General features: G+C 68.9%; 16 protein-coding genes and 2 pseudogenes. 9 read left to right on the forward strand and 9 right to left on the reverse strand.

Translation table 11 applies throughout. The features are described from left to right. Positions 1-2: 2 nt before the first annotated feature. Positions 3-242 (reverse strand): hypothetical protein, encoded by a 240-nt coding sequence (locus L1066_RS22590; RefSeq protein ID WP_235738631.1) that lies wholly within the window; start codon positions 240-242, stop codon positions 3-5. Beyond that, positions 239-1,153, reverse strand: coding sequence for a mycothiol conjugate amidase Mca (gene mca, locus L1066_RS22595; protein WP_235738632.1), 915 nt, complete (start codon positions 1,151-1,153; stop codon positions 239-241). The genes L1066_RS22590 and mca overlap by 4 nt, the downstream gene beginning before the upstream one ends. 43 nt (positions 1,154-1,196) lie before the next feature. Here mca and L1066_RS22600 point away from each other — a divergent pair, with 43 nt between their 5' ends. Continuing rightward, the gene (locus tag L1066_RS22600) at positions 1,197-1,586 is read left to right on the forward strand and encodes a DUF4307 domain-containing protein (RefSeq protein ID WP_235738633.1); all 390 of its coding nucleotides are present in this window, start codon (positions 1,197-1,199) and stop codon (positions 1,584-1,586) included. A 227-nt stretch (positions 1,587-1,813) separates the two neighbouring features. Then, positions 1,814-2,307: pseudogene (greA, locus tag L1066_RS22605) on the forward strand (transcription elongation factor GreA). Between the two features lie 72 nt (positions 2,308-2,379). Here greA and ilvA read toward each other — a convergent pair. The 6 genes from ilvA to L1066_RS22635 form a co-directional block, all read right to left on the reverse strand. Next, the gene (gene ilvA, locus L1066_RS22610; protein ID WP_235738634.1) at positions 2,380-3,600 is read right to left on the reverse strand and encodes a threonine ammonia-lyase; all 1,221 of its coding nucleotides are present in this window, start codon (positions 3,598-3,600) and stop codon (positions 2,380-2,382) included. After that, positions 3,597-4,961 carry an AI-2E family transporter gene (locus L1066_RS22615; RefSeq protein ID WP_235738635.1) on the reverse strand — a complete coding sequence of 455 codons (1,365 nt, stop codon included), beginning with the start codon at positions 4,959-4,961 and terminating at the stop codon, positions 3,597-3,599. The genes ilvA and L1066_RS22615 overlap by 4 nt, the downstream gene beginning before the upstream one ends. A 35-nt stretch (positions 4,962-4,996) precedes the next feature. Then, the gene (locus L1066_RS22620) at positions 4,997-5,434 is read right to left on the reverse strand and encodes a hypothetical protein (protein WP_235738636.1); all 438 of its coding nucleotides are present in this window, start codon (positions 5,432-5,434) and stop codon (positions 4,997-4,999) included. A gap of 157 nt (positions 5,435-5,591) precedes the next feature. Continuing rightward, a complete protein-coding gene (locus tag L1066_RS22625) occupies positions 5,592-7,025 on the reverse strand; it encodes an IS1380 family transposase (protein ID WP_207082367.1) in 1,434 nt (477 codons plus the stop codon). 210 nt (positions 7,026-7,235) lie between these two features. Beyond that, a complete protein-coding gene (gene pntB / locus L1066_RS22630; RefSeq protein WP_235738637.1) occupies positions 7,236-8,657 on the reverse strand; it encodes a Re/Si-specific NAD(P)(+) transhydrogenase subunit beta in 1,422 nt (473 codons plus the stop codon). A gap of 12 nt (positions 8,658-8,669) precedes the next feature. Then, positions 8,670-10,193: a Re/Si-specific NAD(P)(+) transhydrogenase subunit alpha gene (locus tag L1066_RS22635; RefSeq protein ID WP_235738638.1), complete on the reverse strand. Its 1,524-nt coding sequence runs from the start codon at positions 10,191-10,193 to the stop codon at positions 8,670-8,672. A gap of 241 nt (positions 10,194-10,434) precedes the next feature. Between L1066_RS22635 and L1066_RS22640 the strand changes: the two genes are divergently transcribed. From L1066_RS22640 to L1066_RS22660, 5 genes are all read left to right on the forward strand, one after another. Then, positions 10,435-12,186, forward strand: a complete 1,752-nt coding sequence (locus L1066_RS22640) for a non-ribosomal peptide synthetase (protein WP_235738639.1) — start codon at positions 10,435-10,437, stop codon at positions 12,184-12,186. After that, on the forward strand, positions 12,144-13,625 hold the full coding sequence (locus tag L1066_RS22645) for a hypothetical protein (protein ID WP_235738640.1): 1,482 nt from the start codon (positions 12,144-12,146) through the stop codon (positions 13,623-13,625). Before L1066_RS22640 ends, L1066_RS22645 begins: the two co-directional genes overlap by 43 nt. Before the next feature lie 18 nt (positions 13,626-13,643). Continuing rightward, complete coding sequence (locus tag L1066_RS28130; protein ID WP_235738641.1) at positions 13,644-14,315, forward strand: hypothetical protein; 672 nt, start codon at positions 13,644-13,646, stop codon at positions 14,313-14,315. Then, positions 14,312-15,622 (forward strand): M1 family metallopeptidase, encoded by a 1,311-nt coding sequence (locus L1066_RS22655; protein WP_235738642.1) that lies wholly within the window; start codon positions 14,312-14,314, stop codon positions 15,620-15,622. The genes L1066_RS28130 and L1066_RS22655 overlap by 4 nt, the downstream gene beginning before the upstream one ends. A 138-nt stretch (positions 15,623-15,760) precedes the next feature. Beyond that, a complete protein-coding gene (locus L1066_RS22660) occupies positions 15,761-16,492 on the forward strand; it encodes an SGNH/GDSL hydrolase family protein (RefSeq protein WP_235738643.1) in 732 nt (243 codons plus the stop codon). Here L1066_RS22660 and L1066_RS22665 read toward each other — a convergent pair. Continuing rightward, positions 16,467-16,904 carry an SRPBCC domain-containing protein gene (locus L1066_RS22665; protein WP_235738644.1) on the reverse strand — a complete coding sequence of 146 codons (438 nt, stop codon included), beginning with the start codon at positions 16,902-16,904 and terminating at the stop codon, positions 16,467-16,469. The two genes, L1066_RS22660 and L1066_RS22665, sit on opposite strands and share 26 nt — an antisense overlap. Before the next feature lie 649 nt (positions 16,905-17,553). Between L1066_RS22665 and L1066_RS22670 the strand changes: the two genes are divergently transcribed. Further along, complete coding sequence (locus tag L1066_RS22670) at positions 17,554-17,943, forward strand: peptidase associated/transthyretin-like domain-containing protein (protein ID WP_235738645.1); 390 nt, start codon at positions 17,554-17,556, stop codon at positions 17,941-17,943. Between the two features lie 434 nt (positions 17,944-18,377). Continuing rightward, positions 18,378-18,770: pseudogene (locus tag L1066_RS22675) on the forward strand (hypothetical protein); the annotation flags it as partial.

Raw genomic sequence — 18,770 nt, forward strand, 5'->3', positions numbered from 1 at the left:
TGCTACTTCGTGGGTCCGTCCGCGTCGGGGCCGTGGCCGGGTCGGGAGTCCTCACCGAAGACTCCGGACTCCTTGGCCCTGTTGACCTTGCGCACCTGGCGCACGAACGACCAGCAGAGCAGGGCGACGGCGAGGATCAGGCCGACGAAGATCCACAAGGCGGTCCACCCGGCGACGACGTCCTTCGCCTCCGGCGGCTTCTTGGCGAGCGTCTCGGTGGCGAGGAGGAGCAGGGTGTTCATGCCTGCATCCTCTCAACCGGGCCTTCCTCGACCGGCAGCGGGATCCCTGCGAAGAGGTCGTCCTCGGGAGTGGTCGTCTCGACGTGGCTCACCACGAGCTCGAAGTCCTCGGTGGGCCACACCTTGCGCTGGAGGTCGAGCGGGATCGCGAACCAGTGGCCGTCGGGGTCGATCTGGGTGGCGTGGGCGAGCAGCGCGCGGTCTCGCACCTCGAAGTAGTCGCCGCACTCGACCTGTGTGGTCACCCGGTCGTCGTGCTTCGGGTCCGGCTTCCACTTCTCCAGCCGCTCGGCGTAGGGCGACTCCAGGCCCGCGGCGATCAGTGCGTCGTTGATCGCCAGCGTCCTCGGCCGGTTGAAGCCGTGCTGGTAGTAGAGCTTGCTCGCCTGCCACGGCGCCCCGAGCTCCGGCGCGAAATGGGCGTCGGCGGCCTTCTCGAAGGCGAACACCGAGATCTTGTGGCACATGATGTGGTCGGGGTGCGGATAGCCGCCGTTCTCGTCGTAGGTCGTCACGACGTGCGGACGGAAGCTGCGGATCAGCTTCACGAGAGGCAGCGCTGCCTCCTCGACCGGCTGCAGGGCGAAGCACCCCTCGGGCAGCGGCGGCTTGGGATCGCCGTCGGGCCAACCCGAGTCGATGAAGCCCAGCCAGTCCTGCTTGATCCCGAGGATGTCGCGCGCGGCCTCCATCTCGCTGCGGCGGATGTCGGTGATGTTCTCCCACACCTCGGGGCGGTCCATCTGGGGATTGAGCACGGAGCCACGCTCGCCACCGGTGCAGGTGGCGACGTGGACGTCGACGCCTTCGGCGACGTACTTCGCGGTGGTGGCAGCACCCTTGCTCGACTCGTCGTCGGGGTGCGCATGCACGTGCATCAGCCGGAGACCGGCGCGCGAGGTGGAGGACATGGTGAGGATTCTAGGTTCCCCCACCCATGAGAGGATCGTCGGCGTGAGTGTGGACCTCGCCGATCGTTATGGCACCCGACCCGGCCGCCGCCCGCTGGTCATCGGCATCAGCATCGTGATCGCCGCGATCGCGATCGTCTGGGTGTCGTGGGCAACGTGGCTGCAGGCGACCCCCGGCGTCAGCTCGGCGATCAACACCTGGGAGGTCGTCGACGACCACACCGTCACGGTGGTGGCCAAGGTGAGGCTCGACGACGACGTCGACACACCGGTCTGCCGGGTGCAGGCCCTGGCCGACGACCACACCACCGTCGGAGAACTGCAGTTCACACCGGTCGACGGCATCAACGAGCAGACCATCTCCACCGAGCGCGGGGCCTCCTCGGTCAACTGGATCGGCTGTTGGTCGAAGGACCAGCCCGGCGCCAAGTGACCGCCGGCCCGGCGGGCCGGGTGTGCGCACGGACACACCGAAAAGGTGGGTTGCGCGCCGTCCTTTGCTAGCCTTGGAACTTCTACGCCTCGCGCAGGGCTGTGCCGTGCTGTCGAACCCAGGGCGGCAGCAGCCCACCCGACGTTCAAGCATTGCCGGAACCGCTTGAGGCAAGACCTACCAGGCGGGACATCGCCGTCCCGCACCAGCAACGCAGGAGTACGCACATGACTGAGCAGAAGACCATCTGGCTCACCCAGGATGCTTTCAACAAGCTCCAGGCGGAGCTCGAGGAGCTGCGTGGGCCCGGCCGGGCCGAGGTCATCGAGAAGATCGCCAACGCTCGCGATGAGGGCGACCTCAAGGAGAACGGCGGCTACCACGCCGCCCGCGAGGAGCAGGGCAAGCTCGAAGGCCGCATCCTCCAGCTCGAAGACATGCTCCGTCGCGCCGAGGTCGGCGAGACCCCTCCCGACGACGGTGTCGTCGAGCCCGGCATGGTCGTCACCTACAAGTTCGTCGGCGACGATGACGACGAGGCGGAGAAGTTCCTGCTCGGTGCCCGCGAGATCGCGCCGGAGGACCTCAAGGTCTACTCCCCGAGTCGCCGCTCGGTGCCGCCATCACCGGCCGCTCCAAGGGCGAGACCGTCTCCTACGAGGCGCCCAACGGCAAGACGCTCGAGGTCATCATCCTCGAGGCCAAGCCGTTCACGGACTGAGCGCCGGCCACCTCGGCTGATCGGAGCCCGGGTCCCCGTCGGGGGCTCGGGCTCCCGCCATTTCCACGACCCTCACCGGTCGGGTCGGCTCCTACTCGATGACGCGGTAGCCCTCGGCGCGCAACGCGCCCAGGACCTGGGTGGCATGGCTGTCGCTGCGCGTCTCCACCTGCAGGTGGACCTCGACCTCGTCGAGGGTGAGCGAGGGGAGGTGCGCTGGTGGACGACGTCGAGCACGTTGGCCTGCTGCCCGGCGAGGGTCCCGAGCAGGTTGGCCAGACCGCCGGGAGCGTCGGGGATGCAGACGGTGAGCGCGAGGTAGCGGCCGGCCGCGGCCATGCCGTGTCGGATCACCTTCCCGAGCAGCAGCGGGTCGATGTTGCCGCCCGACAGCACCGCCACGGCAGGCGCGGCGAACGCACCGGGGTGCTCCATCAGCGCCGCCACGGCAACCGCGCCGGCAGGTTCCACGACGAGCTTCGCTCGCTCCAGCAGTGACAGCAGTGCCCGCGACGTGTATTCCTCGGAGACGGTCACGATCCGGTCGACGTGTTCCTGCACGGCGCCGAACGGCACGTCGCCCGGCCGCCCGACCGCGATGCCGTCGGCGATGGTTGCCATGTGCGCCAGTGCCTGCGGGCTGCCGCTGGCGAGGGAGTCGGGATAGGCCGCGGCAGCAGCCGCCTGGACTCCCACGACCTCGACATCGGGGCGCAGCGCCTTGATCGCGATGGCGATGCCTGCCAGCAACCCGCCGCCCCCGGTCGGTACCAGAACGGTGCGTACGTCGGGTGCTTGCGCCAGGATCTCCAGCCCGGCCGTGCCCTGACCGGCCACGATGTCCTCGTGGTCGAAGGGGTGGATGAGCACGGCCCCTTCGCGGTCGGCGTACTCCTGCGCGGCGACGAGCGCCTCGTCGACGTAGCGGCCGTGGAAGACGATGTCGGCGCCGTAACCGCGGGTGGCCTTCTCCTTGGGGATCGGCGCGCCCTCGGGCATGAAGACGGTGGCTCGGCAGCCGAGCAGCTTGGCGGCCAGCGCGACGCCCTGGGCATGGTTGCCGGCCGAGGCGGCGACCACCCCGCGCGCCCGCTCCTCCTCGGTGAGCCCCGCGATGCGGGTGTAGGCACCGCGGATCTTGAAGGAACCGGTGCGCTGCAGGTTCTCGCACTTCAGGTGGACCGGGCCCCCGACGACTCCGGAGAGCCAGCGCGACTCCTCCATGGGTGTGCGGATGGCGACGCCCTCGAGGAGCTCCTCCGCCGCGCGGATGGCGGCCAGGTCGACACTCACGCCTGCGCTCCCTGTTGTGGTCCTTGCAACGCGTCGTGCACCGCGTCGTCGACCTCCTCCACCGCCTCGACGAAGGAGGCGAGGTGGTGCACCACGGCATTGACGACCGCGACCAGCGGCACCGCCACGAGCGCACCAGCCACACCAGCGACCACGACGCCGCACGCGATCGCGAGGATCACGGCAAGCGGGTGCACGGAGACCCAGCGACCCATCAGGAACGGCTGCAGGACGTGGCCCTCGATCTGCTGCACGGCGATCACACCGATCAGCATGAGCACGGCGGTCCACGGCCCCTGCGCCACCAGGGCCACGAGCACCGCGACCGAGCCGGCGATGGTCGCACCGATCATCGGGATGAAGGCACCCAGGAAGACGAGCACGCCGATCGGCAGCGCCAGGGGCACGTCGAGGAGGATCGCAACGACCATGATCCCGGCCGCGTCCACGAAGGCGACGATCACCGTGGCCCGTACGAAGTGGGTGAGGGAGACCCAGGCGACCCGGCCGGAGGAGTCGACCCGTTCCTGGGCACTGCGCGGGAACATGCGCACCGCCCAGGACCAGATCCGTTCACCCTCGGCCAAGAAGAAGTAGGTCGCGAAGAGCACGATGAAGAAGCCGGCAACGAGGTGTCCGAGCGCGGCACCGACCTCGGTGACCTGGCCGACGACATCGGTGTCCTTGGACCGCTCGGTGATCGCCTGCTGGGCTCGTTCGAGCCAGTCGTTGATCTGGGAGTCGCTGGCGTGGAGCGGTCCGTCGCGCAGCCAGTCGCGGATCTCCTGCAGGCCCGAGACCACCTGCACAGAGAGCTCGCTGTAGTCGTCGGCGATCTCGCGCCCCACGAAGGTGAGCAGGGCGCCGATGCTGCCAACACCGGCGATCACCACCAACAGTGCGGAGATGCTGCGTGGAATGCCGATCTTGCGCAGCCACCGCACCATCGGAGCAGTGAGCGCGGCAATGAGCATCGCGATCACCAGCGGCATGGTGACGACCACGAAGTAGGCGGACAGCCACAGCAGAGCGAGCAACGCGACGGCGATCATCAACAGGCGCCACGACCAGGCTGCGGCCAGGTCCAGCCCCCAGGGCACCTGGGCCTTGCGGGTGTTGGACGGACCGCCCTGCAGCGGAGAGGGCTCGGCGCGTCGTTCGGCGCGCAGGCTTGCCCACTGGGTGGCGAACTGCTGCGCAAGCCGGCGTGCCTGGAGCCGGTCCAGCAACTCGTGGTGGTCGTGCGGTTCCTCCGCCTCCCGGTCAGGCTCCTGCTGGGCGGAGTCCTCCTCGGGTCGCTCCCCTGCCTCCTGCTCGGCGGTCGCCGAGTCGTTCGGCTTGCTCTGCTCGCCCTCAGTCACGGAACGAGGCTACGTCACCGTTTTGTGGCGCCTCGTCACAACACGGTGACCGGAAGCAGGAGGAAGACACCGCCGGTGATCAGCGCGACCGTCTTGACCACTTCGAGGCCGATGTACCAGAGGTGCGCCCTGGAATCGGGACCCTTCACGGCATCGGGATTGGCCAGCACGGCATCCGTGCGCCGGCTCAGTGCGGGGCGCACGGCGAGCAGCTGCACCACGAGCATGACCACCGCGACGACCACGCTGATGCGCGCGGCCTCGGAGGCTGCTGCTGCGAAGGAGCCGAGCACGAGGCAGACGGCGAGCACGATCTCGCAGCTGTTGAGGGCCTTGAAGACGAGGCGACCGATGCCGAGCCCGAGCGGGATCGTGACCCCCGGCGCCCGGAACTTGATGGGCGCTTCGATGAAGGAGATCGCGAGCACCATCCCCAACCACACGAACGCCGCCGCAATCGCCAACTCATGCATGGGGCCACCTTAGCCCGGATCCACCGATCGGCATGGCCGGGATGAGGTGATGGTGGTCGTCGCCGGGTGGGGGCGCCGGGGCGCGATGATCTGCCGGACCTCACTGTCCGGGGTGTTCCACGTTGTTCCTCGTCGCGCAGCTGTGGCTGCTGGTTGGTCAGGCCGCGAGGGCGGGTGGCGGGTCGCTGACTCGGTCAAACAAGGCAGTCCAGGCGGTCTCCCAGGGCCAGGCTTGTGGCAGATGCAGAGTGACCCGTCGTGCTGAGGTCGCGACCCGTGCTGGCACGGTGATCAGCTTGCGACGGATCGTGGCGGTGGTGGCCTTCGCGATCTGCGGGTCGGTGAGGCTGGCGGCGGCTCGGGTGAGGTTGAACGCCATCACGGCGAGCACCAACCAGGCCGCGTTGGCAGTGAACACCCCGGACGGCAGGTGCGCCAACGCTGCGTGTTTGAGGTCAGCGTGGACCTGCTCGATGACCGCGTGATGGCGGTGGATCGCATCGGCGGCGACGGTGTCGAGCACGTCGGCGTCGGTGGTGGTGAAGAACGCATGGAACCGCCAGGTGTCGAACAGGGTGTCTTGGCCGGCTGCCTTGTTCTTCTCGGCGTTGAAGTCCGGGATCCGCCGGACCACCAGCCGGCCCGGCACGTGGTCGGTCTTCTTCTGGGCGGCAAACGCGGTGAAACCGATCTCGGCGACCTCGGCCCGTGAGACCCACCGGCCACTGGCTTCGTCGAAGACGGCATCGGTGTACTCGATGGTGGTCCACGCATCGTCGTCGATGGTGGCGATGGCGGCCTTGACCCGCTTGTCCATCCGCACGGTCACCGACACCGCGGCCCCACCCTTGAGGGCGGCGTGAACTGGTCCGCGGCCGTAGAACGCCGAATCCATCCGCACTAGGACCGGGTGGGACTTGTCGAGCAGTCGTCGGGCGGTCCGCACCGCATCGCCGACCAGTCGCTTCGCACCGCGTGGTGACCCAGTCGAGCCCTTGCGGAGCCGTTGGGCCACGATCACCGGGACGGCGCCGGCGATGGTGAGGGTGGCGAGCAGGGCGTTGAGGCCACGGACACCTGAGTAGCCGAACCCGGCGCCCTGCTTGGCGTGGCCATGGACCTCGATGATCGTGTCGTCGACATCGAGCAACGCGTAGTCAGCACTCGCGTCTGCATCCGGGCTCACCTCGGCTGACGGACGCAACAGCTCGGTGAGTCCTGCCAGCGCGATGAGGAACCTCGACGCGATCGCGTCGAGCTGACGCACGTGCCCGAAGGTGAACGCCCGCAGGAAGGAACCCAACGTCGAAGGCGCGTAGGCGCGGGCGAATACCCTCCCCATGCCGCCGTGACGCAACAGCGCCATGTCATCGATCGAATCGGCACCAGCGACCATCCCACCGACCAGCGAGGCGACCTTCAACCCGGCGTTCGCGCCCTTGTCGCCCGGCACCGTCAAGTGCTGATCCGCCAGATCACGCAGCCCAGCGGACTCGGCCAACGCGAGCACCGGAACCAGACCACCGGCCGACACGAGATTCGGATCATCGAAGACCGCCGACGTCGCCCGCGACGTGTGAGAGAGTTTCACCTCAGAGATGTCCCTTGTGTTCGGTCGAATCGTTGCCTCAAGAACTCCGATTCTCCCGCTACACAAGGGCATTCTCGTTTACGGCGCGCTCACCAGACCAAGTTCATCGGTGGATCCGGGCTTAGCCAGTGCACGACCTCACCGTGGCCGGGAACGCCGCAGGCCCGGCCCAGCGGATGCCGGGTCGGGCCTGCGGTTGGAGCTGGTGACTCAGAGTGCGCGGAGGATGTCCTCCACGCGGTCCTTGGCGTCACCGAAGAGCATCGCCGAGTTCTCGCGGAAGAACAGCGGGTTCTGCACACCGGCGTAGCCGGACGCCATCGAGCGCTTGAAGACCACGACGTTCTTGGACTCCCACACCGTGAGCACCGGCATGCCGGCGATCGGGCTGGTCGGGTCCTCCGAGGCGGCCGGGTTGACGGTGTCGTTGGCACCGATGACCAGGACGACGTCGGTGTCGGAGAAGTCCTCGTTGATCTCGTCCATCTCGAGCACGACGTCGTAGGGCACCTTGGCCTCCGCCAGCAACACGTTCATGTGGCCGGGCAGACGACCCGCCACGGGGTGGATGCCGAAGCGGACCTCGACCCCCTTCTCCCGCAGCTTGCTGGTGAGCTGAGCGACGCCGTACTGCGCCTGGGCGACGGCCATGCCGTAACCCGGGGTGATGATCACGGAGCTGGCGCCGTTGAGCATCTCGGCGACACCGTCGGCGGTGACCTCGCGGTGCTCGCCGTAGTCCTTGTCCTCCGCCGGGCCGGCCTCGATGCCGAAGCCACCGGCGATGACGGAGATGAAGGAACGGTTCATCGCCTTGCACATCACGTAGGAGAGGAAGGCACCCGAGGAACCAACCAAGGCACCGGTGATGATGAGCAGGTTGTTGCCGAGCAGGAAGCCCGACGCAGCCGCTGCCCAACCCGAGTAGCTGTTGAGCATCGACACGACGACCGGCATGTCACCGCCACCGATGGAGGCGACGAGGTGCCAACCCAGCGCGAGCGCCAGGACCGTGACGACGATGATCAGCCACAGCTGCGGGTCGACGACGAACCAGACGGTCAGCGCCACGAAGAGGACCAGCGAACCGAGGTTGATGAGGTTCTTGCCCGGAAGGACCAGCGGAGCAGACTTCATCTTGGCCGACAGCTTCAGATAGGCCACGACGGAACCGGTGAGGGTGACTGCACCAACGAACACGCCGATGAAGACCTCGGCGGAGTGGATGCCCAGCATGTCGAGGGCCTTGAGCTGTTGCACCTGGGCGCTGCCGTCACCCTTGTACTCGGCGTGCAGGTAGGCGTTCCAGCCGACCAGCACGGCGGCGGCACCCACGAAGGAGTGCAGCAGTGCGATGAGTTCGGGCATGCCGGTCATCTCGACGACCTTGGCCCGCTGCAGGCCGATCAGTGCACCGATGACGATGGCACCGATCATGAGGCCGATGCCGAGGCCCGAGGGGTCACCGTCGAAGGCGAGAGCGATGGTGGCGAGCAGGGCGATGGCCATACCCGCGATACCGAACATGTTGCCCACCCGGGCGGACTCGTGCTTGGAGAGTCCCGCCAGCGCGAGGATGAAGAGCAGACCTGCTACGAGGTAGGCCGCGAAGGATACAGAAACGATGTCCATGGTCAGCCTGCCTCAGGATCGGGAGAACATCGACAGCATGCGCTGAGTCACCGCAAAGCCGCCGAAGATGTTGATGGAGGCCAGCAGGATTCCTGCGGCCGCGAGAATGGTGACCAGGTTGCCGTCGTGTCCGACCTGCAGCAACGCACCGACGACGATGATGCCGGAGATCGCGTTGGTCACGGACATGAGCGGGGTGTGCAGCGCGTGGTGCACACCGGTGATCACGTAGTAGCCGATCACGATCGCCAGGGCGAAGATGACCAGTTGTCCCTGCAGCACGGCCGGCGAGGCCGCAACCAGGAGACCGAGCAGCAGGCCCGCCACGAGCACGCCACCGAGCTTGGCAGCGGCGCTGAGCGGCTTCTTCGGCTCCTTGACCGGCACCTCCGCCGCGGGAGCGGCAGCAGGCGCGGCCGACACCTGCACCGGCGGGGCCGGCCAGGTGGACTCGCCGTTGCGGACCACGGTGATGGAACGCTGGATGACGTCCTCGAAGTCGAGGACGAGCTGGCCGTCCTTCTCCGGAGTCATCAGCTTGAGCAGGTTGACCAAGTTGGTGCCGTAGAGCTGCGAGGCCTGGGCCGGCAGTCGGCCGGCGAGGTCGGTGTAGCCGATGATCGTGACACCGTTGGCGGTGACGACGACCTCACCGGCGACCGAACCCTCGACGTTGCCGCCGCTGCCGGCGGCCATGTCGACGATGACCGAGCCGGCCTTCATCGAGGCAACCATCTCGGCGGTCAGCAGCACGGGCGCGGGACGGCCCGGGATCAGCGCAGTGGTGATCACGATGTCGGTGCTGGGCACCGTCTTCGCATAGAGCGCGGCAGCGCGGGTGTTGTAGTCGTCCGACATCTCCTTGGCGTAGCCGGTGGCGGAGACCTCGACCTCGGCCGACTCGACCGCGAGGTATTCACCGCCGAGGGACATCACCTGGTCGGCGACCTCGGGACGCGGGTCGGTGGCCTTGACGACGGCACCCATCGCACCCGCGGCACCAATGGCGGCCAGACCGGCCACACCTGCGCCGGCAACCAGGATCTGCGCCGGCGGGACCTTGCCTGCGGCGGTGACCTGGCCGGTGAAGAAGCGGCCGAAGACGTGGGAGGCCTCGACGACGGCGCGGTAGCCGGCGATGTTGGCCATCGAGCTCAGCACGTCCATCGACTGGGCGCGGCTGATGCGCGGCACGGCGTCCATCGACATGGCCGTGATCGGGCGTGACGTCAGGTCCGCGACCGCGGCCTCGTCGGTCCGAGCGTTGAGAATGCCGATGAGCGTGGCGCCCTCACGCAGCTGGTCGAGCTGCGCACTCAGGGGCGTGTTGACGCTCAGGACGATGTCGGCAGCAAGCGCGTCACCGATGGTGGCACCGGCTTCGACGTATGCCTCGTCGCTGAAGCTGGACAGCTCGCCCGCGCCCGTCTCCACAACCAGCTCGTAGCCGAGCTTGGTCAGTTGTGTCACGGTTGCAGGGGTCGCGGCTACTCGTGTCTCGCCAGGGCTCTGCTCCCTGATGACTCCGATGATCACTACTACTCCGTTTCCTCGGTGGAGGCCTGGGCGGAGTGTGCGCCAAGTCTGTCCCGGTGGGGTCGAATCAGCTCAGGCCCCGCCCGGAACCCATCGCGGGATCGTAACCACGTGTTCGCATGCCGGGCACAGACTGTCTCACCCCTTGCCCAGTGACCTGCGTCTCAGGGGTGCGGCGAGGTCGGGCCCGAGGGGCGGGATTCTTTGCCTTCCGTTCACCTTGCTCGACCACCATCCGCACGTGACTGCGCCATCCTCGACCTCCGGACCGACCTTGCTGCCGACACTGACCGCCGGCGACCGGGCTCCGGATCCCCGCTCGTTGGTCGACATCTTCGCCGCCACGGTCGCCGCCCACCCCGACGCCCCGGCAGTCGACAGCGGACTGCGCACGCTCACCTACGACGAGCTCCACGAGGCAGCCACCGAAGTCGCCGAACGGCTCGCCGCCGAAGGCGTCGGACCGGGCGACAAGGTCGGCGTACGCATCAAGTCGGGCACCACCGACCTCTACGTGGCGATCCTCGGCATCCTGCTGGCCGGCGCTGCCTACGTGCCCGTCGACGCCGACGACCCGGACGAGCGAGCCCGGGTGGTCTTCCACGAGTCCGGCGCCGTCGCCGTGCTCGGCAACGACCTCGTGCTCAAACCGGTGGCCGGGCGCACCGCGCTCGCCCGGCGCGACGTCGTGCCCGGGGACGATGCGTGGGTCATCTTCACCTCCGGCTCCACCGGGACCCCCAAGGGCGTGGCGGTCAGCCACCGCAACGCTGCCGCCTTCGTCGACGCCGAGTCACGGATGTTCCTCCAGGCCGACCCGATCGGCCCCGGCGACCGGGTGATGGCTGGCCTGTCGGTCGCCTTCGACGCCAGCTGTGAGGAGATGTGGCTGGCCTGGGCGTACGGCGCGTGCCTGGTGCCCGCTCCCCGCTCCTTGGTGCGCTCGGGCGTCGACGTGGGCCCCTGGTTGGTCGCCAACGAGATCACCGTCGTCTCCACGGTCCCGACCCTGGTGGCACTCTGGCCGCCGTCGTCCCTGGACCGGGTGCGGCTGCTGATCATGGGTGGCGAGGCCTGCCCGGCCGAGTTGGCCGCCCGGCTGCAGGCACCCGGCCGCGAGGTGTGGAACACCTACGGACCCACGGAGGCCACGGTCGTCGCCTGCGGCACGATCCTCGACGGCAGCGACCCTGTCCGCATCGGTCTGCCACTCGACGGTTGGGACCTCGCCGTCGTCGATGCCGAGGGCCGCCCGGTGGCCGAGGGCGAGTCGGGCGAGCTGATCATCGGCGGCGTCGGCCTGGCCCGCTATCTCGACCCGGCCATGGATGCCGAGAAGTATGCGCCCATGCCGACCCTCGGTTGGGAGCGCGCCTACCGCTCCGGCGATGTGGTGCGCAACGACCCCGCGGGCCTCGTCTTCGCCGGCCGTGCCGACGACCAGATCAAGCTCGGCGGGCGCCGCATCGAGCTCGGCGAGATCGACGGCAACCTCCTCCAGGTCCCCGGCGTCGTCGCCGCGGCGGCCGCCGTGCGCACCACTGCGGCCGGCAACAAGCTGCTCGTCGGCTACGTCACCGTCGACGAGGCGTACGACGCCGCCTCCGCACGCGACCTGCTGCGCGAACGCATGCCGGCCGCCCTGGTGCCTCGGCTGGCCGTCGTCGACGACATGCCGACGCGCACCTCAGGCAAGGTGGACCGCGACGCGCTGCCGTGGCCCCTCCGGGCCGACCCTGCTTCCGGCGCGGCTGCCGAGCTCGGCGACACCGCAACGTGGATCGCGGAGCTGTGGGCCGACGTACTCGGCGCGGAGGTGGCCAGCGGCAGCGACGACTTCTTCGACTTCGGTGGCGGCTCGCTGACCGCTGCCCAGGTGGTCGGGCGGCTCCGGGAGCGCTTCCCGAGACGACGGTCGGCGACCTCTATGCCAACTCGACCGTCGCGGCGTTGGCTGCGTGGTTGGACGAGGCAGGGTCGGGCAACGCGGTGAAGAGCAACCGCAGGGTGCGACCGATCCCGCTCAAGACCCAGGTCGGCCAGGTCGCTGCGCTGGTGCCGCTGCGCGCGCTCGCCGGGATGCGCTGGTTGTCGTGGCTGATGCTCGGCTCCAGCGTGATCGCGTCGTTCGGGCCCGGCTGGCTGCCGACCTTCCCGATCTGGCTGCTGGTGCTGACCACCTGGTTCTTCATCGTCCCGCCGGGACGCATGGTGCTGGCGGCCGGGCTCGCGCGGGTGGCGCTGCGCGGCGTCACGCCCGGTGCCCACCCCCGCGGCGGCAAGGTGCACCTGCGGATCTGGCTCGCCGAACGCATCCAGCACGAGCTGCTCGCCACGGGGCTCTCCGGCGCGGTGTGGTTCCCGCACTACGCACGGCTGCTCGGCGCCGACATCGGCAAGGGCACCGACCTCCACACGCTGCCGCCGATCACCGGGATGCTCAGCGTCGGCCAGGACGCATCGGTCGAGAACGAGGTCGACCTGCAGGGCCACTGGCTCGACGGCGATGTGCTCCACGTCGGCGAGATCCGGATCGGCAACCGGGCCACCATCGGTGCTCGGTCAACGCTCGGACCTGGTGTCGTCGTCGGCAATGCCGCCGAGATCACCCCCGGCTCCCACGTGGTCGGCACGGTGCCGGCCGACGAGATCTGGTCAGGTTCCCCCGCCGAGCACACGGGTACGGCGCGAGGTCCGTGGAGCGACGAGCCCGCGCCGTCGCCGCGCGGCCCTTTGGTGGGCTATGCGGTGCTGTCGGTGCTCATCGCCGCCCTCCCTGCGATCGCCGGCCTCACCGGTCTCGGAGTGCTCTGGCCCGCGATCGGCGACAGCTCGTCACTCGGCGACGCTGCCTCCACAGCACTGCCGTGGCTGCCTGTCGCCGCGTTGGTCGGCTTCGCGGTGCTGTGTCTGCTGGTGCTGGGCCTCACCCGCCTGCTGGCGTTGGCGATCCAGCCGGGCCACCACCCGGTGCGTTCGATGACCGGTCTGGCGATCTGGGGCACGGTGCGGCTGCTCGACGAAGCCCGCGACTGGCTCTTCCCGATCTATTCGAGCGCCTTCACACCGATGTGGCTGCGACTGCTCGGGGCAAAGGTCGGCCGCGGCGTCGAGGCATCCACCGTGCTGCTCATCCCCAAGCTGGTGCAGGTCAACGACCACGCCTTCCTCGCCGACGACACCCTGATCGGCTCCTACGAGCTCGGGGAGGGCTGGATCCGCGTGGAGCGGGTCAAGGTCGGCAAACGGGCATTCGTCGGCAACTCCGGGATGCTTCGCTCCCGGCCGCAGGGTGCGGAAGGAGTCGTTGGTCGCCGTACTCTCCGCGGCGCCCCGGCGCACCGCGGCCAAGTCGGGTCAGTCCTGGCTGGGGTCACCGCCCCGGGTGCTGCAGCGGGCCGCTGCGGCGCAGGACAGCACCCGCACCTATGACCCCCGGCTCGGCTGCGGGTGTTCCGGGCGCTGGTCGAGCTCTGCCGTGCGGTGCCGCTCGTCGCCGCCTGCCTGTTGCCTGTCGCGGTGGGCGCCGTCCTGTTGGCACTGCTCGACCGGTCGGTGCTGCTCGCCGTGCTCCTCGCGGGTCCGGTCCTGGCGCTCGCAGGCATCGGCGCCGCGCTCGTCACCACCCTCGCGAAGTGGGCCCTGGTCGGCCGCCACCAGGCCGGCGAGAAGGAGCTGTGGACCTCCTTCGTGTGGCGCAACGAGTTGGCCGACACCTTCACCGAGATGCTCGCGGCCCCGTGGTTCGCGCAGGTTGCGGCCGGGACGCCGGCGCTCAACGCCTGGCTGCGCTCGATGGGCGCCAAGATCGGCGTCGGGGTCTGGTGCGACACCTACTGGCTGCCGGAGACCGACCTGGTCGAGTTCGGCGACGGCGCGTGCGTCAACCGTGGCTGCGTCGTCCAGACGCACCTCTTCCACGACCGGGTCCTGAGCATGGATGCCGTTGCGCTGCACGCCGGCGCCACGCTCGGGCCCAACAGCGTGATCCTGCCGGCATCGACCATCGGCCGCCATGCCACCGTGGGTCCCGTCTCGCTGGTGATGCGGGGCGAGAGCGTACCCTCGCGGACGCGGTGGATCGGCAACCCCATCGGCCCCTGGCAGGAAGAGGAAGAGTGAGTCGGACCGGCACGGACCCCTATCTCCCCGGCCACGGGGATGTGTCCTGGACGGTCTCCCACTACGACCTCGACCTCGGCTACAAGCTGATCGGAAACCGGCTGGACGGAGACGCGACGCTGAGTTGCCAGGCTCGTGCCGACATCAGTGCGATGGAGGTAGACCTCGCGGGGCTGCGACCGAGCAAGGTGTTCGTCGACGGCCGCACCGTGCGGTTCACCCATCGCGGTGAGCGGCTCAAGGTGACCCTGGGGCGCCAGCTCCAGGCCGGCACCGACTTCACCCTGCGGGTCCGGTACGCCGGCACTCCCCGCCCGACGCCGTCGAAGCACTTCGACACGGCGGGCTGGGAGGAGCTGGAGGACGGCGTCATCGTGGCCGCTCAGCCGCACGGTGCCCCGACCTGGTTCCCGTGCAACGACCGGCCGGACGACAAGGCGACCTACACGGTCCGGCTCGCTGCGCCCAACGACTACCACGTGGCGATCTCCGGCGAGCTGCTCGGCAAGCGCCGAGCCGGTTCGTCCACCACCTGGCACTACGAGATGCGCCACCCGATGCCGACCTACCTGGCGACCGTGCAGATCGGGCGCTACGAGGTGCTGGAACAGGCGACCTCCCCGGTTCCGGTGCGCGTGGTGGCGCCGGTCGACCGCCCCCGCGACGGCTTCCAGGGTGCCTTCGGAGACCAACCGCGGATGGTGGCCTTCTTCTCCGAACGCTTCGGGCCCTATCCCTTCGACTCCTACACCGCCGTGATCACCGACGACGAGTTGGAGATTCCCCTCGAGTCACAGGCGTTGTCGACCTTCGGGCGCAACTTCATGGAGGACGACTGGGGCTGCATCCGCCTCGTCGCCCATGAGCTCGCCCACCAGTGGTTCGGCAATGCCGTCACGCTGCGCGCGTGGCGTGACATCTGGCTGCACGAGGGATTCGCCTGCTATGCCGAGTGGCTGTGGTCGGAGGAGTCCGGGGTGCAGTCGGTGGCCGACCGCGCCGCCCACCACCACGCGAAGGTCACCGGCGACCACGGGCCGCCACTGGTGCTGGGCGATCCCGGGCCGGAGTTGATGTTCGACGACCGCGTCTACAAGCGTGGCGCGCTCACGCTCCATGCGCTGCGGACGACTGTCGGGGACGAGCTGTTCTTCGAGGTGCTGCGCACCTGGGTCGCGGATCATGCGGGCGGCAACGTCACGACCGTCGACTTCGTCGCGCATGCCGAAGCCGTGACGGGCCACGACCTCGCGGCCTTCTTCGAGGCGTGGCTCTTCGAGGTCGCGCTTCCGGCGCTCCCCACCTGAGCGTTGCGGCACTCGACGCCACCTGCTCGCTGCGGCATGCTGCGACAAGGGATCGGTCCGACAGAGATGGGAACGAGGCATGCACGCACTTCACGCCGCCGCACACGCGCGTGGCAGCGAATCCATGACGGTCGACCGGTGATCCCTCCGATCGGCGTGCTGACGCAACGTCTCCCGCTGTGGGTGTGGCTCCCGGTGATCGTTGCGCAGGGACTCAAGGTGCGGCGTACGACGCCCCGGCTGGCCGAGGCGCGTGAGCCGCGAGGAGTCGTCGGCTCGGGCCAGCCCGTGCGCCTGATGGTGGTCGGCGACAGCCTCGCCGCCGGCGTCGGCGTGCCCGGGCACGCGGAGACCGTCGCAGGCCACCTCGCCGACCTGCTCGCAACGGCTGGGGCTCGTGTCGAGTGGAGCGTGCACGCACGGACCGGACTGGCTGCGGGTGGGGTGCTCGAGTTGCTCCACACCGTCGACCTCGAGGCAGCAGACGTGGTGCTGATCTCTGTCGGCGTCAACGACACCAAGGACCTGCACACCCTCGCCCGGTGGCGTCGGGAGCTCACCTCGTTGCTCGACCACGTCCTCCGGGACGCGCCGCAGGCCGCGGTGCTGCTCCTCGACGTACCCCCGATGGAGCAGTTCCCCGCCCTGCCCAGCCCGTTGGCCGAGATCTTCGGCGCCCGAGCCGCTCGGCTCCGCGAGGTCTCAGCCGCGGTCGTGGCCGAGCGGCCACGGGTGCACCGCCTGTGGTTCGACCTGCCGGCCGACGTCGAAGCGTTCGCGAGCGATGGCTTCCACCCCGGCCCCGCCTTCCACCGCGTCATTGCCGAGGAGGCCGCGACCCTGCTCAAAGACTCTCTGCGCGCTCCTTGAGACCGGCGACGTTGCCGTCGAACCCTCGCCGCAGCGCCCGGCCGAGGAGGATGGAGACGACCGGCGCGAGTGGGCCCTCGATGCGGAAGCGCGAGGTGTAGCGGCTGCGACCGTCCCCGAGATCGACGACCTCCTGGTCGCGCCTGCTCCGCAGCAACCCGCCCGGTGCCGGCTTCATCGAATAGCTGAAGCCCCTGCCCGGGTCGACCGAGTTGATGAACTCGCGCTGACGCATCGGTCTCTGGCCGACCAGCACCACCTGCATGTCGATGGTCCCGCCCGGGCGCAGGTCGCACCGCGCCTTGCGGGCGAACGGGTTCCACGTGCCGTAGGCGTCGAAGTCGGTCAGCACCTGCCACACGGTGGCAGCGGGTGCCTCGATCTCGAGATCGTGGTTGATGACGATGGCCATGCGTGCTCCTCGTGAGTTCGTGACGCCGCCCATTGTCTGGGTCATCCGCCCGGATTCACAGGTGACACACAGGTCGGACACAGTGCTCCTTCTGCTGTGCTTGGTGGACTCCCTCCAGTTGACGACGGAAGGACTCCCCCATGGCGCACGACCACGACGAACACCGCGAAGGCTTCGCGCACGACCTGCCCACGATGCAGGAGGCCGGGATGGTACGTCGCCCGCTCGCCCGCCGCGGTCTGCTCGGCCTCATCGGGGGCGGCGCCGCGTTGGCGACGCTGGCTGCCTGCGGTGGGGACGACAGCAGCAGGACCATCAGCTCGGACGGTCCCCCCAGCGGTGGGCCCGGTGGTTCACGACCCGGCGGCCCGGGCGGGGCTCCCGGAGCAGTGAGCCAGGACGGTGTCGACGAGGGCGACATCCCCGAGGAGACCAACGGGCCCTACCCGGCCGACGGCACCAACGGCGTCAACGTGCTCACGGAGTCGGGCATCGTGCGCAGCGACATCCGCAGCAGCTTCGGTGCCGCCAGTGGTGTCGCTGCAGGCGTGCCTCTGACGGTGAGACTCAAGGTGTATGACCACGACGGTGACGAGATGGTGCCGTTCGAGGGGCGGCCGTCTACATCTGGCAGTGCGACCGCGAAGGTTTGTACTCGCTCTACTCCCAAGGTGTCACCGAGGAGAACTACCTCCGCGGCGTCCAAGAGGTGGCGAAGGACGGGTCCTGCACCTTCACCAGTATCTTCCCTGCCTGCTACGAGGGCCGCTGGCCCCACATCCACTTCGAGGTCTATCCCTCCCTCGACGCAGCGACCACCGCCTCCGACAAACTGCGTACCTCGCAGATCGCCTTCCCGGAAGACGTCTGCACCGAAGTCTTCGACAACGCCGAAGGCTATGAGGGCTCGCAGGACACGTTCAGTCGGATCACCCTCGCCAGCGACAACGTCTTCAGCGACGGCCACGCGCTCCAGATGGCGAAGCTGACCGGCTCCATCGAGAAGGGCTACACCCTCAAACTCGCCGTCCCCGTGTGACCACCCCACCCCGCCGGAAGTCGAGCCGCGCCGTTGGTCGAGCCTGTCGAGACCCCGCGCACCCCGGAGGTCGAGCCCGGTTCGTTGGTCGAGCCCGTCGAGACCCCGCGCACCCCGGAGGTCGAGCCCGGTTCGTTGGTCGAGCCTGTCGAGACCACCCTCGCCCGCCCACCCCGGAGGTCGAGCCGCGCCGTTGGTCGAGCCTGTACTCCGTTGGTCGAGCTTGTCGAGACCACCCCGCTGCCCCCGTTGGTCGAGCCTGTCGAGACCTTGCCCACCGCCGTTGGTCGAGCTTGTCGAGACCCCACCGCCCGCCCACCGGATCGTTGGTCGAGCTTGTCGAGACCTCGTCCCAGCAGCGCCTGGCGGTGGTTGTCCACAGGTTGGGTTCGTGATCGTCGGGTTGTGTCGGAGCCAAATGTTGGACTGGTTCCATGATCGAAATCGACGCCCGCCACCAGCCCTACGAGGTCACCGACCTTGACGCTGGCAGCCTGCTCGGCTTCCTCGCTGAGAACCGCGTCGTCGAACTCAAGGCAATCCGCAGCAAACTGCGTCTGGCCTACCAGTGGGCGATCATGCACCCACCCACACCTGACAAGCCGAAGGCAGTCGTCGGTGACGAAACCCTGTTCCCCACCGACTGCGAAGACAAGATCTCCGGTGACGGCACCCCTGATGTCGCGTTGTTCGCGGTCGAGGAGCTCGCCGCATCGGCCGGGATCTCGCGTGCTGCCGGGTTCTCCCTGATCGCCGACGCCCTCGACCTGGTCCACCGGCTACCGCAGCTGTGGGCGAAGGTCGAAGCCCTGGAGATGCCGGGGTGG

The organism is Nocardioides alcanivorans, from assembly GCF_021555175.1.
Lineage (GTDB): Bacteria > Actinomycetota > Actinomycetes > Propionibacteriales > Nocardioidaceae > Nocardioides > Nocardioides alcanivorans.